Source organism: Pseudomonas sp. ASL4 (assembly GCF_056680395.1).
Map to the genome: position 1 here is coordinate 2,966,058 of NZ_CM155280.1, position 16,963 is coordinate 2,983,020.

Genomic DNA, 16,963 nt, shown 5'->3' on the forward strand with positions numbered 1-16,963 from the left:
GACAGAAGTGGCTTGAGACTACCAAGCAAGCGCTTGGTTTGTAAACGCCTGAAATATCTTCTTCCCAAGCGCTTGCTTGGTCGCCCCGCCCAGCTTAAATTGCCCGCGCAACCCCGCTGTTTTAACGGCGAGTAGCGTATTTGACTGAACGACTGTAGGAGAGAACGGGTGGACGAGCAAAAAGCCCTGAGGGTGATGCGCGAATTGGTCGACAACGGCCAATTGACCGACCCGGACAGCGCCCGTGGCAAACTGCTGCAAGTGGCGGCTCACCTGTTCCGCAACAAAGGCTTTGAACGCACCACCGTGCGCGACCTGGCCGGCGCGGTGGGCATTCAGTCGGGCAGTATTTTTCATCACTTCAAAAGCAAGGACGAGATCCTGCGCGCCGTGATGGAGGAAACCATTCGCTACAACACCGCGCTGATGCGCGCCGCCCTGGCCGACGCGGCCAACGTGCGTGAACGGGTGCTGGCGCTGATTCGTTGCGAGTTGCAGTCGATCATGGGCGGTAGCGGCGAAGCCATGGCGGTGCTGGTCTACGAATGGCGGTCGTTATCCGAAGAAGGGCAGGCCCAGGTACTGGCGCTGCGGGACATTTATGAAGACATCTGGTTGCATGTGCTGGGCGAGGCCAAGGACGCCGGTTTTATTCGCGGTGATGTGTTCATCACTCGACGGTTCCTGACGGGCGCCTTGTCCTGGACCACCACCTGGTTTCGCGCCGGTGGCAGCATGAGCCTTGATCAATTGGCTGATGAAGCGTTGATTCTGGTGCTTGAGGAGAAGCCATGAGACGTCTATCTCAACAATAAACTGGATAAACAGGCGAAACCGCCTAGCTTGAATGAATTGATGGGTATTTTTTTTCGGGGAGTGGGTTTTTTTGATGTCTTCGCCAATTTGGACGGTCTCGCGGTTATTGCTGACGGCACTTGCGGTGGTCTGGGTAATGCCTTCCCAGGCTGCGCAACAGGTGCGGGTCGGTGCGGCGCATTTCCCGCCTTACACCGTGCGCCCGGAGTCCGGGGCCGACACCGGTCTGCTGCCGCAACTGGTCGAAGCCTTGAACCAGTTGCAAACCGATTACCAGTTTGTACTGGTGCCCACTTCCATTCCCCGGCGTTTCGGTGATTTCAAGCAAGGTCGCGTCGACATGGCGATCTTCGAGAACCCGGATTGGGGCTGGAAGGACATTCCTCACACTACCGTCGACATGGGTCTGGAAGACGCCGAGATTTTCGTTGCGCAACGCGAACCTGATCGTCGTGAAAGTTACTTTGCCGACCTCGCCGGCAAGCGCCTGGCCCTGTTCAGCGGTTATCACTACGAATTCGCCAACTTCAATGCCGACCCGAAATTCCTCGCGCAGAACTACAACGCCACGCTGACCTATTCCCACGACAGCAACCTGCTGATGGTGCTGCGCGGGCGCGCGGACATTGCCTTGGTGACGCGCTCTTACCTGTTCGATTACCTGCTGCGCAACGAGAAGGTCGCCGATCAGTTGCTGGTGTCCCAGCGCATCGATCAGGTCTATCACCATTACGCACTGCTCAGTCCGGCTGCACCGATCAGTGGCCCGGCGTTTAGCAAGTTGTTGCAAGGCTTGCGCGATAACGGCCAGATGCTGAAGATTTTCGAGCCGTACAAAATCTCTTTGGTGCCGGTACCCAAAACCTGAAAGCGTGCCGCAAGTCGCGGATTTAACCACTTCGCTTAAATTTCCCGCCCCGGCTCACGTCACATCGTTGAACTGTCGACGATTACTGTGAGCCCGACCCATGTCCAATCTGAATGACCTGACTGCCCTGGCCTTGCCGTCAGGGCGCAGTCTTGTAGCCGATGAAACCGAAAGCCGCCTGAGCCTCAGCCTGGAAGGGCAGCCGCTGATTCGCTTGCGTCTGAGCCGCGAGCCCGAGTTGCACATCGAAGTCGATGAGCGCTTTGGTTTGCCTGCCAGTCAGGCGTTCTGGGCCGCTTGCTATTGGTTGTTTGCCCGTGACCCGGGCTGCCAGCAGTTGACCTGGCGTCTGGATGAAGCACCGACCGAAGCCTTGCTCAGCGGTTTGCTGATCCCGACGGACGTGGTTGGCGAGTATCGCTGTGAGCGCACCTTGTTCTGGCAGTTGCCGCAGCCGTGGTTGGGGCAATCACTGACCGGCAGCTATCCGCAGCAGATGGTCATCAGCGGTGGCAAGCGTCATCCATTACGCCCGGCCAAACCACGTGGCGAGGTCTATCGACGTTTCGATGCGCGACTCGGTGCGTGGGTTTCCTTGCGTACAGTGGAAATCGAAAATGACCTGACGCGGTTTAATCGCTGGCAGAACAGCCCGCGGGTGGCGAGTTTCTGGGAAGAAGAGGGCAGCCTCGAGAAGCATCGCGAGTACCTGAGCAAACTCGATGCCGACCCGCACACCTTGACGCTGATCGGTTGTTTTGATGATCAGCCATTCGCTTACTTTGAAGCCTACTGGGCCAAGGAAGATCGCATCGCGCCGTTCTACGACGCCGGCGATTACGACCGCGGCATTCACATGCTGGTGGGGGAAGAAGCGCATCGCGGCCCGCATAAAGTCGCGAGTTGGTTATCGGCGCTGGTGCATTACCTGTTTCTCGACGATCCACGCACCCAGCACGTGGTTGCCGAGCCTCGCGCCGACAACGCGAAGATGATCGGGTATATGCACAACCAGTGTTTCCACTGCGAAAAAGAGTTCGACTTCCCGCACAAGCGCGCGGCGCTGATGGTGCTGGGGCGTGAGCGGTTTTTTGATCGGTGCAAATTGGCGTGAGGTGTAGGACTCAAGATCCGTTGCGATCTTGAGTCCGCCATCGCGAGCAGGCTCGCTCCCACAGGGATTGCGCTGAACCTGTGGGAGCGAGCTTGCTCGCGATTGGGGGCGATGAAATTTCGGATCTTACCGACGGGCAAACGTATCCGCACGACTGCCCGACACTTTGCGGCAGTGCACCAACGCATCCCGAATCATGAAATTCACCAGGGTCGGCGAGACGCCGAGTTCCTTGGCGATGTCCTTTTGCGGCACGCCGTGCAGGCGGTACATCTCGAAGGCGTAGCGCGTGCGGCTCGGCAGTTCGGTCAGCGCGTCGGCGATGTGTTCCAGGGTCGAGAAGTTGATGTGCGAGGTTTCCGGCGAAGCGCCCTGAATCACCACGTTCAGACCTTCTTCTTCTGGGCCCGAGTACTTCAGCTCCAGCGCCTGTTTGCGGTAGTGGTCGATCGCCAGGTTACGCACGATCTGGAACAGGTAGCTCAGCTGGGCCTTGAATGAAGAGGTGATCTGCGGCGCCGATTGCAGCCGGAAGAACGCGTCTTGCACCACGTCTTCAGCCCGCGACCGGCAGCCGGTAATGCGGGCTGCAATTTTGACCAGAATCAGTCGGTTGTCGACAAAGGCCTGAAGTAGCGGTGAATCGCACCTGCCTGTGGATACTTGTTCCGTCATGGAAATCACCTTGCTGCAAATAGGGTTGTGGGACGACAAGCGTTTCGGAGCCGTCCTACACATCGAGCGCCAAATTATGTTGAATGATAATGATTGTCAATTGAGAAAGAGAATTAATGCTCCACAAAAGTGCAGAGTGCGAACTGCGACACGCAGGCAGGCCCGGCCCGGTTGGGTTCAAGCCTGCGGACTAATTATTTAAAGACATCAATCGTTCTCATTGGTGAATGGGTCCGGATACGTTCCGGCCACAACAGCATTCCCAAGCCTTGCGCGGTCGGCGAAGACCGCGTCCTGCACGCCCTCTAAATGAGCGTGACGTACGAAAACCGATTTCAACTTGCAAGCCGAATTCAGGCAGGAAACCTCATGACCGACGCGTTCGAACTCCCCAGCACACTGGTCCAAGCCCTTCAGCGCCGCGCGGCCCTGACGCCGGACCGCGTGGCTTTGCGGTTTCTCGCTGAAACCCCGGATCAGGCCGTAGTGCTCAGTTATCGCGAGCTAGATCAGCGGGCGCGGACCATTGCCGGCGCGTTGCAGTCCGAGGCTGCATTGGGTGATCGCGCGGTGCTGCTGTTTCCCAGCGGCCCGGATTACGTCGCGGCGTTTTTTGGTTGCCTGTATGCCGGAGTGATTGCGGTGCCGGCCTATCCGCCGGAGTCGACCAAGCGTCATCACCAGGAACGTCTGCTGTCGATCATCAGCGATGCCGAGCCGCGCTTGCTGCTGACCAGCGTCGGCCTGCGCGATGCCTTGCTGCAAATCGACGGGGCACCACCGTTGCTCTGCGTCGATACCCTCGACGCTGCGCTGGCTGATGGTTGGATTGCGCCGGACCTTGAAGACGACCACATCGCCTTCCTGCAATACACCTCCGGTTCCACCGCGTTGCCTAAAGGTGTGCAAGTCAGCCACGGCAATCTGGTGGCCAATGAACTGCTGATCCGCCATGGCTTCGGCATTGATCTGAACCCGGACGATGTGATCGTCAGCTGGTTGCCGCTGTACCACGACATGGGCCTGATTGGCGGCCTGTTGCAGCCGGTTTTCAGTGGCGTGCCATGCGTGTTGATGTCGCCGGCCTACTTCCTCGGCCGGCCGTTGCGCTGGCTCGAAGCGATCAGCGAATACGGTGGCACCATCAGCGGCGGGCCGGACTTTGCCTATCGGCTGTGCAGCGAGCGGGTCAGCGAATCGGCGCTGGAACGCCTCGACCTGAGCGGCTGGCGCGTGGCGTATTCCGGGTCCGAGCCGATTCGTCTTGATACGCTGGAACGCTTCGCCGAGAAGTTCGCGACGTGCGGCTTCACCCCGGACAGCTTCATGGCGTCTTACGGTTTGGCGGAAGCCACGCTGTTCGTGGCCGGCACGCCTCGCGGTCAAGGCATCGGTAACCTGAAGGTGGACGATCAGGCCTTGGCACAAAACCGTGCCGAACCGGGCGAGGGCGCAGCGATCATGAGTTGCGGCGTCAGCCAGCCGGATCACGCGGTGCTAATCATCGATCCGCTTGTGCTCACCGAACTGGCGGATAACGCCGTTGGCGAAGTCTGGGCCACCGGGCCGAGCATCGCCCACGGCTACTGGCGCAACCCCGAGGCCAGCGCCAAAACCTTCGTCCAGCATGCCGGCCGCACCTGGCTGCGCACCGGTGACCTGGGCTTTATGCGTGACGATGAACTGTTTATCACCGGGCGCCTGAAAGACATGCTGATCGTTCGCGGCCACAACCTGTATCCGCAAGACATTGAGCAAACCATCGAGCGCGAAGTGGAAGTGGTGCGCAAAGGTCGCGTCGCTGCATTCGCCGTCAACATCGACGGTCAGGAAGGCATCGGCATTGCTGCGGAAGTCAGCCGCAGCGTGCAGAAAATCCTCCCGCCCGAGGCACTGATCAAAGCCATCCGCCAAGCGGTGGCCGAGGCGTATCAGGAAGCGCCAAGCGTGGTGGTGCTGCTCAATCCGGGTGCGTTGCCGAAGACCTCCAGCGGCAAACTGCAACGCTCGGCGTGCCGCAATCGTCTGGTGGACGGCAGCCTCGACAGCTATGCGTTGTTCCCGTCGGCAAACATTGAAAGCGAGTCCTCAGCGCAATCCGCTTCCGAGATGCAAAGCCTGATCTCGAAGATCTGGTGCGAGCAACTCTGCGTCAAACAGGTCAACGCCGACGACCACTTCTTCCTGCTCGGCGGTAACTCCATCGCCGCCACCCAAGTGGTTGCGCGTTTGCGTGAAGAACTCGGCCTGGAGCTGAACCTGCGCCTGCTGTTCGAGGCCCCGACCCTCGGCGCCTTCGCTGATGCTGTCGCTCGACTGCAACAGGACGGCGGCCTCGCCCAAGGCACGATCACCGCGTTGTCGCGCACCGAAGCGATGCCGCAATCCCTGGCGCAAAACCGTCTGTGGATCACCTGGCAACTTGATTCGCAGAGCAGCGCCTACAACATTCCCGGCGCCTTGCGTCTGCGTGGCGAGCTGGACGAAGACGCGCTGCGTGCCAGTTTCCAACAGTTGATCGAACGCCACGAATCCCTGCGCACGCGCTTCTTCGAGCGTGCCGGCGTGGCGCTGCAAAAGGTCGATGCGGCCGGTGAATTCAACCTGCAATTGATCGACATCAGCGACCTGCCCGCTGCCGAACGAGAGGCTCGTGCGCAACAAATTCGTGAGGACGAAGCGCACACCCAGTTCGACCTGGAAAAAGGCCCGCTGCTGTGGGTAACCCTGGTGCGCCTCGACGACGAGGACCATCAGTTGCTGGTGACGATGCACCACATCATCGCCGACGGCTGGTCGCTGAACGTATTGATCGACGAGTTCTCGCGCCTGTACGCAGCGGCATCCCAAGGGCAAAAAGCGACCCTCCCGGCATTGCCGACTCAATACGCCGACTACGGCAGTTGGCAGCGCCAATGGCTGGCGCAAGGCGAGGGCGAGCGGCAACTGGCCTACTGGAAAAACCAGTTGGGCGATGAATGTCCGGTGCTGAACCTGGCCACCGATCATCCACGTTCCGCGCAACAGACACACAGCGCCGCGCGGCATACCGTGCGTTTGGGCGTGAGCTTGAGCGAGGCGATCCGCCAGACTGCCCAGGCCCACGAAGCCACGCCATTCATGCTGTTGCTCAGTGCGTTCCAAAGTCTGCTGCACCGCTACAGCGGCCAGCGTGACATTCGCATTGGCGTGCCGAACGCCAACCGTCCGCGCCTGGAAACCCAAGGGCTGATCGGCTTCTTCATCAACACCCAGGTTCTGCGCGCCGAGGTTGATTCACGGCTGCCATTCGTTGAGCTGCTGGCGCAAACCCGCCAAGCCGCGTTGGGCGCGCAAGCCCATCAGGACCTGCCGTTCGAGCAACTGCTCGAAGCCTTCGCGCAAGCTCGGGAATCCGGTTTGTTCCAGGTCATGTTCAACCACCAGCAACGGGACTTGGGCGCACTGCGCCGTTTGCCGGGACTGCTGGCCGAAGAATTGCCGTGGCACAGCCGCGAAGCCAAGTTCGACCTGCAATTGCACAGCGAAGAAGACCGAAATGGTCGGCTGAGCCTGTCCTTCGATTACGCCAGCGAACTGTTCGATGCCGCGACCATCGAACGTCTGGCCGAGCACTTCACTAACCTGCTGCGTGAAGTCTGCGAGCGGCCACAACAGGCCATCGGCGACCTTCAACTACTGACCCCGTGCGAGCACGATCAGCAAAATTCGTGGAGTGCGGCCCCGCGCTCACCCGCCAGCCAATGGCTGCCAGAGCTGCTCAATGAACAACTGCGCCAGACCCCGGAACGCAACGCGCTGATCTGGGATGGCGGTCAACTGGACTTCGCCGAATTGCACGCCCAGGCCAACCGTCTGGCCCATTACCTGCGCGACAAAGGTGTCGGCCCGGATGTGTGCGTGGCCATCGCCGCCGAGCGTTCGCCGCAGCTGTTGATCGGCCTGCTGGCGATCATCAAGGCCGGCGGCGCCTACGTGCCGCTGGACCCGGATTACCCGGCTGATCGCCTGGCCTACATGCTCAGCGACAGCGGCGTCGAATTACTGCTGACCCAGACCGAATTGCTCGACCGCTTGCCAGCGACCGACGGCGTCAGCGTGATCGCCATGGACGCTCTGCACCTGGAGAACTGGCCGAGCCAGGCACCGGGCCTGCACCTGCACGGCGACAACCTGGCCTACGTGATTTACACCTCGGGCTCCACCGGTCAGCCGAAAGGGGTCGGCAACACCCACGCGGCCCTCGCTGAACGCCTGCAATGGATGCAGACCACTTATCGTCTGAATGAAACCGATGTGCTGATGAAAAAAGCGCCAATCAGTTTCGACGTGTCGGTGTGGGAGTGCTTCTGGCCGTTGATCACAGGCGCGCGTTTGCTGATTGCCGGGCCCGGCGAACACCGCGACCCACATCGCATTGCGCAACTGGTTCAGCAGTATGGCGTGACCACGCTGCACTTCGTCCCGCCACTGTTGGCGCTGTTTATCGAAGAGCCACTGACCGCCGAATGCACCAGCCTGCGCCGGGTGTTCTCCGGCGGCGAAGCCTTGCCCGCCGAACTGCGCAACCGCGTACTTGAGCAACTGCCAGCGGTGCAATTGCATAACCGTTACGGCCCGACCGAAACCGCGATCAACGTCACCCATTGGCATTGCACCAGCGCCGATGGGGAGCGCTCGCCGATTGGCCGGCCGTTGGGCAACGTGGTCTGCCGCGTGCTCGATAACGACCTCAATCCTGTACCGGCTGGCGTGCCGGGAGAGCTGTGCATCAGCGGTATCGGCCTGGCCCGAGGCTACCTCGGTCGTCCGTCCCTGACTGCCGAACGTTTTGTCGTCGATCCATTGGGCGAGCAGGGCGCGCGGCTGTACCGCACCGGCGACCGGGCACGCTGGACAACTGATGGCGTGATCGAATACCTCGGGCGCCTCGATCAGCAGGTCAAACTGCGTGGCTTCCGGGTTGAGCCGGAAGAAATCGAAGCACGCCTGCTGGCTCAGGACGGCGTCGCTCAAGCTGTGGTGCTGGTGCGCGAAACAGCCGCTGGCGGGCAGTTGATCGGTTACTACACCACCACCGATTCCTCGGAAGACATCGATGTGCAAAATCAGCGCCTGAACACTGCGCTGGTTGCCGAGCTGCCGGAATACATGGTCCCGGCGCAACTGATGCGTCTGGATGAAATGCCGTTGAGCCCGAGCGGTAAACTCGATCGCCGCGCCTTGCCGGAACCGCAGTGGCAGGTTCGTGAACACGTCGAACCGGTCAGCGCACTTGAGCAACAAATCGCCTGCATCTGGCGCCAAGTATTGGGCCAAAACCAGATCGGTCTGCGCGACGATTTCTTCGCCCTTGGCGGTCATTCGCTGTTAGCCACACAAATCATTTCCCGCACCCGTCAAACCTGCGACGTCGAATTGCCGCTGCGGGCGCTGTTCGAAAACAGTGAGCTGGGGGCGTTCGCCGAACAGGTCCGGTTGATCCAGGCCAGCGGAAAAACCAACCAGCAGCCGCCGATCGAGAAAGTCGATCGCAGCCAACCGGTGCCGCTGTCCTATTCCCAGCAGCGCATGTGGTTCCTTTGGCAAATGGAGCCGGACAGCCCGGCCTATAACGTCGGCGGCATGGCGCGGTTGCGCGGGGTGCTGGATGTCGGGCGTTTCGAAGCGGCGCTGCAAGCGCTGATCATCCGTCACGAAACCCTGCGCACCACGTTCCCGAGCGTCGATGGCGTGGCCCGCCAACAGGTGCACGTCGACACCGGCATGCGCATGGACTGGAAGGACTTTACCTCTCTGGATGCCGACGGCCGCGAGTGGCAGGTCCAGCAACTGGCGGACGATGAGGCGCACAAGCCATTCGATCTGGAAACCGGCCCGCTGCTGCGCGCCTGTCTGGTCAAGACCGGCGAGGAGGAACACTACTTGGTGTTGACCTTGCACCACATCGTCACCGAAGGCTGGGCGATGGACATCTTCGCCCGTGAACTGAGCGCGCTTTACGAAGCCTTCGTCGATGACCGCGAGTCGCCGCTGGAACCGCTGCCAGTGCAATATCTGGATTACAGCGTCTGGCAGCGGCAATGGCTGGAATCCGGCGAGCGTCAACGCCAACTCGACTACTGGACCGGGCAACTCGGTCGCGAACATCCGTTGCTGGAATTGCCTGCCGACCGTCCGCGTCCACCGGTGCAAAGCCATCAGGGCGAACTGTTCCGTTTCGACCTGAGCGATGAGCTAGCTGCACGGGTTCGTGCCTTCAATGCGCAAAACGGTCTGACCCTGTTCATGACCATGACCGCCGCCCTGGCCGTGCTGCTTTACCGCTACAGCGGCCAGACTGATCTGCGCATCGGCGCGCCGGTAGCTAACCGCATTCGCCCGGAAAGCGAAGGGCTGATCGGCGCGTTCCTCAACACCCAAGTGCTGCGTTGCCAGCTCGACGGACAGATGTCCGTCGGTGAGTTGTTCGAGCAGGTTCGCCACACCGTGATCGAAGGTCAGTCCCATCAGGACCTGCCGTTCGATCATCTGGTGGAAGCCTTGCAGCCACCGCGCAGCGCCGCTTACAACCCGTTGTTCCAGGTGATGTGCAACGTCCAGCGCTGGGAATTCCAGCAGAGCCGCACGCTGGCCGGCATGACCGTCGAGTACCTGGCCAACGATGCCCGGGCGACCAAGTTCGACCTCAACCTGGAAGTCACCGACCTCGATCATCGACTCGGTTGCTGCCTGACTTACAGCACCGATTTGTTCGATGAACCGCGCATTGCACGGATGGCAGGGCACTGGCGCAACCTGCTGGAGGCCTTGCTGGCCGATCCGCAACAACGCCTCAGTGAACTGCCGTTGCTTGAAACCACGGAACAGAAAAACCTGCTGGACAGCCTCGGCATCGAGCCGGGCGAGCATCGTCTGGACCAGTGCATTCATCACCTGTTCAGCGAACAAGCGTTGGCCCGCAAAGACGCGCCGGCCCTGACTTTCGCCGGGCAAACCCTGAGTTACGCCGAACTCGACAGCCGCGCCAATCGCCTGGCCTGGATGCTGCGCGAGCGCGGTGTCGGCCCGCAAGTGCGGGTGGGCCTGGCGCTGGAACGTTCGCTGGAAATGGTCATCGGCCTGTTGGCGATCCTCAAGGCTGGCGGCGCTTACGTGCCGCTGGACCCGGAATACCCGCTCGATCGCCTGCATTACATGATCGAAGACAGCGGCATTGGTCTGCTGCTCAGCGACGCGGCGATGTTCAAGGCCCTCGGTGAATTGCCATCGACCGTAGCCCTCTGGTGCCTCGAAGAAGACACCGCCGAACTGGCCAACTACCCGGCCAGCGAGCTGCCGTTTATCAGCCTGCCGCAGCATCAGGCGTACCTGATTTACACCTCCGGCTCCACCGGCAAACCGAAAGGCGTGGTGGTGTCCCACGGCGAAATCGCCATGCACTGCCAAGCGGTGATCGAGCGTTTCGGCATGCGCCCCGACGACTGCGAACTGCACTTCTATTCAATCAACTTCGACGCCGCCACCGAGCGTCTGTTGGTGCCGCTGTTGAGCGGTGCCCAAGTGGTGTTGCGCGCTCAAGGGCAATGGGACGCTGAAGAAATCTGCGGCCTGATTCGTAGGCATCAGATCAACATCCTCGGCTTCACCCCCAGTTACGGCAGTCAGTTGGCGCAGTGGCTGGCGACCCAGGGCGAAACCTTGCCGGTGCGCATGTGCATCACCGGCGGCGAAGCCCTGACTGGCGAACACTTGTCGCGGATTCGCGCGGCGTTCAAACCGAGTGTGTTCTTTAACGCTTACGGCCCGACTGAAACTGTGGTCATGCCACTGGCCAGTCTTGCGCCTGAGGAATTGGAAGAAGGGTTGGGCAGCGTGCCGATTGGCAGCGTGATTGGCGCGCGGGTGGCTTACATTCTCGACGCCGACCTGGCCTTGGTGCCGCAAGGCGCGACCGGCGAGTTGTACGTCGGCGGTGCCGGTCTGGCCCAGGGTTATCACGGGCGGGCGGGCATGACCGCCGAGCGTTTTGTGGCGGATCCGTTTGCTGATAACGGCGGGCGCATCTATCGCTCTGGCGACTTGGTGCGTCAGCGTGATGACGGTTTGGTCGAGTACCTCGGTCGTATCGACCATCAGGTGAAAATTCGCGGTTTCCGCATTGAACTGGGCGAGATTGAAACCCGTCTGCTGGAACATGCGTCGATCCGTGAAGCCGTGGTTCTGGCGTTGGATGCCCCAAGCGGCAAACAATTGGTTGGCTACCTAGTCACCGACGTCGCCGAACAGGACGAAGCGCAACAATCCGCATTGCGCGAAGCATTGAAGGCTCACCTCAAATCCCAGCTGCCGGACTACATGGTGCCGACGCACCTGATCCTGCTGGCGAGCATGCCGCTCACAGCCAACGGTAAACTTGACCGCCGCGCACTGCCGGCACCGGACCCGGAGTTGAACCGTCAGCACTACGTGGCGCCGAGCAATGAGCTGGAGCTGACATTGGCCGGCATCTGGTGTGAAGTGCTGAACGTCGCGCAGGTCGGCCTCAACGACAACTTCTTCGAACTGGGCGGCGACTCGATTCTGTCGATCCAGGTGGTCAGCCGGGCGCGGCAGCAGGGCATTCACTTCAGTCCGCGTGATCTGTTCCAGCACCAGACCGTGCAAACCCTCGCCGCCGTGGCGACCCGCACCGAGCAGGTCACCGCCGAGCAAGGTTTGCTCACCGGTGAATCGCGTTTGACGCCGATCCAGCACTGGTTCTTCGACACCGACATCCCCGAGCGTCAGCACTGGAACCAGGCATTGCTGCTGGAACCCACCGTGGCGCTGGAGCCCCAACGCCTGGAGCAATCGCTGCTGGCGGTGATCGAACAACACGACGCCTTGCGCCTGCGCTTCACCCAATCCGGCGCGCAATGGCACGCCGAACACCAAGCGGTCAATGACATCCCAGTGCTGTGGCAGATTCGCGTCGCATCGATGGGCAAGTGCACGGCGCTGTTCGCTGATGCCCAGCGCAGTCTGGATCTGGAGCAAGGGCCACTGATGCGTGCCTTGCTGGTCGATGGACCTGAAGGCCAACAACGGTTGTTCATCGCCATTCACCACTTGGTGGTGGACGGCGTTTCGTGGCGAGTGCTGCTGGACGATCTGCAAACGGTCTACCGTCAACTCGATGCTCAGCAGTCGGTCAAATTGCCGGCCAAAACCAGTGCCTTCAAGGACTGGGCCGCACGCTTGCAGGCCTATGCCGGCAGCGAATCACTGCGCGAAGAACTGGGCTGGTGGCAGGCGCAACTGGCCGGGTCAAGCGCCGGCCTGCCATGTGATCGCCCCCAGGGCGGCCAGCAAAATCGTCATGCACAAACCGTCAGTGTGCGGCTGGATGTCGAGCGCACCCAGCAATTGCTGCAACTGGCACCGGCCGCGTATCGCACGCAGGTCAACGACTTATTGCTGACTGCATTGGCCCGGGTGATGTGCCGTTGGAGCGGTCATGACTCGGCGTTGATTCAACTCGAGGGGCACGGCCGCGAAACCCTGTTCGACGAGATTGACCTGACTCGCACCGTCGGTTGGTTCACCAGTGCTTACCCACTGCGCTTGGTGCCAATGGACGAGCAGGGCGCCTCGATCAAAGCGATCAAGGAACAACTGCGCGCCGTGCCGCATAAAGGCCTGGGCTATGGCGCGCTGCGTTACCTCGCCGATGAGCTGTGCCGCCAGACCCTGGCCGCGTTGCCGGTGGCGCCGATCACCTTCAACTACCTCGGCCAGTTCGACCAGAGTTTCGGTGCGGACGCCTTGTTCCGTCCGCTCGATGAGCCGGTCGGCGCGGCCCATGATCCACACGCGCCGCTGCCTAATGAACTGAGCGTCGACAGTCAGGTCTACGGCGGCGAACTGGTATTGCGCTGGACCTTCAGCGCCGAACGCCACGACTCGCAAACCATCAGCGACCTGGCGCAGGCTTACGTCGGTGAGTTGCAAAGCCTGATCGAGCATTGCCTGCAAGACGAGGCCGGAGGCCTGACGCCGTCGGACTTCCCGCTGGCCAGACTGACCCAGCCGCAACTCGATGCACTGCCGATCCCGGCGGCCGTCATCGAAGACGTCTACCCGCTGACCCCGATGCAGGAAGGCATGCTACTGCACACTTTGCTGGAACCGGGCACCGGCCTCTACTACATGCAGGACCGCTACCGCATCAACAGCGAACTCGACCCCGAGCGTTTCGCCCAGGCCTGGCAAGCGGTGATCGCCCGTCACGAAGCCTTGCGCGCCTCGTTCTGCTGGAACGTCGGCGAAGACATGCTGCAAGTGATCCACAAGCCAGGCAGCACGCCCATCGAGTACCTCGACTGGACTGCAATTGCCGATGCCGAGCAAGAACCGAAGCTGCAAGTGCTGCTCAAAAGTGAGCGTGAAGCCGGGTTCGATCTGCTCAACCAGGCACCGTTCCACCTGCGTTTGATCAAGGTTGGCGAGGCGCGTTACTGGTTCATGATGAGCAACCACCACATCTTGATCGATGCGTGGTGTCGCTCGCTGCTGATGAACGATTTCTTCGAAATCTACACGGCGCTAGACGAAGGGCGCGAAGCACAGTTGGCCGTGCCGCCGCGTTATCGCGACTACATCGGCTGGCTGCAACGCCAAAGCCTTGCCGAAGCGCGGCAGTGGTGGAAAACCAACCTGCAAGGCTTTGAGCGGACCACGCCGATACCAAGTGACCGGCCGTTCCTGCGTGAACACGCTGGCGACAGCGGCGGCATGGTGGTGGGCGACCGCTACACCCGACTCGATGCCCGGGACGGTGCGCAACTGCGTGAACTGGCCCAGGCTCATCAGTTGACCATCAACACCTTCGCCCAAGCGGCGTGGGCCTTGGTGCTGCGACGCTTGAGCGGTGATCGCGACGTGCTGTTCGGTGTCACGGTGGCCGGGCGCCCGGTGGACATGCCGCAGATGCAGCGCACCGTCGGGCTGTTCATCAACAGCATCGCGCTGCGGGTGAAGATGCCGGAAGACGATCAGCGTTGCAGCGTGCGTCAGTGGCTCAGCGGTTTGCTCGACAACAACATGCAACTACGTGAGTACGAATACCTGCCGCTGGTAACGATTCAGGAAAACAGCGAACTGCCCAAGGGCCAGCCGCTGTTCGACAGCCTGTTCGTGTTCGAAAACGCTCCGGTGGAAGTCTCGGTGCTGGACCGTGCGCAAAGCCTCAACGCCACCTCGGATTCGGGTCGCACCCACACCAACTTCCCGCTGACGGCGGTTTGCTATCCGGGCGATGACCTCGGTTTGCACCTGTCCTACGATCAGCGCTATTTCGACGAATCCACGGTCGAGCGCATGCTCGGTGAGTTCAAGCGTTTGCTGCTGGCGTTGGTAGCGGGCTTCCATGGCGACATGGCTGACTTGCCGTTGCTGGGCGCGGAGGAGCAGGACTTCTTGATCCACGGCTGTAACCAGAGCGAACACGACTACCCGCTGGAGCAAAGCTACGTCGAGTTGTTCGAAGCCCAGGTTGCCCAGCATCCGCAGCGCATCGCCGCCAGTTGCCTCGACCGTCTGCACAGTTACGTCGAGCTGAACCAGCGCAGTAACCGCCTCGGTCATGCGTTGATCGCGGCCGGCGTCGGGCTGGATCAACCGGTGGCGTTGCTGGCGGAACGTAACCTCGATCTGCTCGGCATGATCATCGGCAGCTTCAAGGCCGGTGCCGGTTACCTGCCGCTGGACCCAGCGCTGCCGAGCCAGCGTTTGAGCCGGATCATCGACCTGAGTCATACACCGTTGCTGGTCTGCACTAAGGCTTGCCGTGAACAAGCGGTGGCGTTGCTGGAAGAGTTTGGTTGCGCCCATCGACCTCGATTGCTGGTCTGGGAGGAGGTGCAGGCGAGTGATGCCTCGGTGCAAAACCCGGGCATCTACAGCGGGCCGGATAACCTGGCCTACGTGATCTATACCTCGGGCTCCACCGGTTTGCCGAAAGGTGTGATGGTCGAGCAGCGCGGCATGCTCAATAACCAGTTGAGCAAGGTGCCGTACCTGAGCCTGAGCGCTGCGGATGTGATTGCGCAAACCGCCTCGCAAAGTTTCGATATTTCGGTCTGGCAGTTCCTCGCCGCGCCGCTGTTCGGCGCGCGGGTAGACATCGTGCCGAACACCATCGCCCATGATCCGCAGGGCTTGTTGGCTCACGTCCAGAGCCAGGGCATCACCGTGCTCGAAAGCGTGCCGTCGCTGATCCAGGGCATGCTCGCCCAGGACCGCATGAGCCTCGACGGCCTGCGCTGGATGCTGCCGACCGGTGAAGCGATGCCGCCGGAACTGGCACACCAATGGTTGCTGCGCTACCCGGGTATCGGGCTGGTCAACGCCTATGGCCCGGCGGAATGCTCGGACGATGTGGCGTTCTTCCGCGTCGACATGGCCTCGACCCGCGGCAGTTATTTGCCGATTGGTACGCCAACCGACAACAACCGTTTGTACCTGCTCGATGGCGCGCTGGAACTGGTGCCGTTGGGTGCGGTGGGTGAGTTGTGCGTCGCGGGGACCGGCGTCGGTCGCGGTTATGTCAGTGATCCGCTGCGCACCGCCCAAGTGTTTGTGCCGAACCCGTTTGGCGAGCCCGGTGACCGGTTGTATCGCACCGGCGACCTGGCCCGTCGGCGCAGTGACGGCGTGTTGGAATACGTTGGCCGCATCGACCATCAGGTGAAGATTCGCGGTTACCGCATCGAGTTGGGGGAAATCGAAGCGCGCCTGTACGAACAACCGGAAGTTCGCGATGCGGCGGTTGGCGTGCAAGAAGGTGTAAACGGCAAGCACTTGGTCGGCTATCTGGTCGCGGCGAATTCAGCGCTCAACCCGAGTGAACGACTGGAGCGTATCAAGCAACGTCTGCGCGCCGAATTGCCGGAATACATGGTGCCGCTGCACTGGTTGTGGCTCGAAAAAATGCCGCTGAACGCCAACGGCAAACTTGATCGCAAGGCGCTGCCGGCGCTGGAGATTGGCCAGTTGCAGAGCCAGGATTATCTGGCCCCTCGCAATGAACTGGAGCAGACCCTGGCTGACATTTGGGCTGAAGTGTTGAAGGTGGAGAAAGTCGGCATTCGCGACAATTTTTTCGAGCTGGGCGGCCATTCGCTGCTGGCGACACAAATCGCCTCGCGGGTGCAAAAAGCCCTGCAACGTAACGTGCCGCTGCGGGCAATGTTCGAGTGCAGCACGGTGGAAGCGTTGGCCGAATACATCGAGGGGTTGGCGGCGAGTGACATCACCGAAGAGAAAGTTGATCGACTGAATGATCTGATGGCGGAGTTGGAGGGGCTGTAGTTCTCTGGCGCCTGTACCGGCCTCTTCGCGAGCAAGCCCGCTCCCACAGGGGAACGCATTCCAATGTGGGAGCGGGTTTGCTCGCGAAAGGGCCGGCAAAAGCACCATAAGGTTGACTGTAGATCGCCAGCGGCACA

Annotated in this window: 5 protein-coding genes; 4 read left to right on the forward strand and 1 reads right to left on the reverse strand. The window is 61.1% G+C overall.

Annotated elements, in window-relative coordinates; genetic code table 11:
• The first annotated feature begins 168 nt into the window (after positions 1-168).
• The 3 genes from AC1MEW_RS13505 to AC1MEW_RS13515 all read left to right on the forward strand — a co-directional run bounded on the left by AC1MEW_RS13505 (position 169) and on the right by AC1MEW_RS13515 (position 2,798).
• On the forward strand, positions 169-795 hold the full coding sequence (locus AC1MEW_RS13505) for a TetR/AcrR family transcriptional regulator (RefSeq protein ID WP_201205421.1): 627 nt from the start codon (positions 169-171) through the stop codon (positions 793-795).
• Positions 796-889: 94 nt separating this feature from the next.
• Positions 890-1,684, forward strand: coding sequence for a substrate-binding periplasmic protein (locus tag AC1MEW_RS13510; RefSeq protein ID WP_201255327.1), 795 nt, complete (start codon positions 890-892; stop codon positions 1,682-1,684).
• A gap of 100 nt (positions 1,685-1,784) precedes the next feature.
• Entirely contained in the window at positions 1,785-2,798 is a 1,014-nt protein-coding gene (locus tag AC1MEW_RS13515; RefSeq protein WP_323570302.1) for a GNAT family N-acetyltransferase, read from the forward strand.
• A 126-nt stretch (positions 2,799-2,924) separates the two neighbouring features.
• On the opposite strand, the gene AC1MEW_RS13520 is transcribed toward AC1MEW_RS13515, so the two are convergent.
• The gene (locus tag AC1MEW_RS13520; RefSeq protein ID WP_201205415.1) at positions 2,925-3,473 is read right to left on the reverse strand and encodes an RNA polymerase factor sigma-70; all 549 of its coding nucleotides are present in this window, start codon (positions 3,471-3,473) and stop codon (positions 2,925-2,927) included.
• A 369-nt stretch (positions 3,474-3,842) separates the two neighbouring features.
• Here AC1MEW_RS13520 and AC1MEW_RS13525 point away from each other — a divergent pair, with 369 nt between their 5' ends.
• Entirely contained in the window at positions 3,843-16,826 is a 12,984-nt protein-coding gene (locus tag AC1MEW_RS13525; protein WP_480426636.1) for a non-ribosomal peptide synthetase, read from the forward strand.
• The last annotated feature ends 137 nt before the right edge of the window (positions 16,827-16,963 follow it).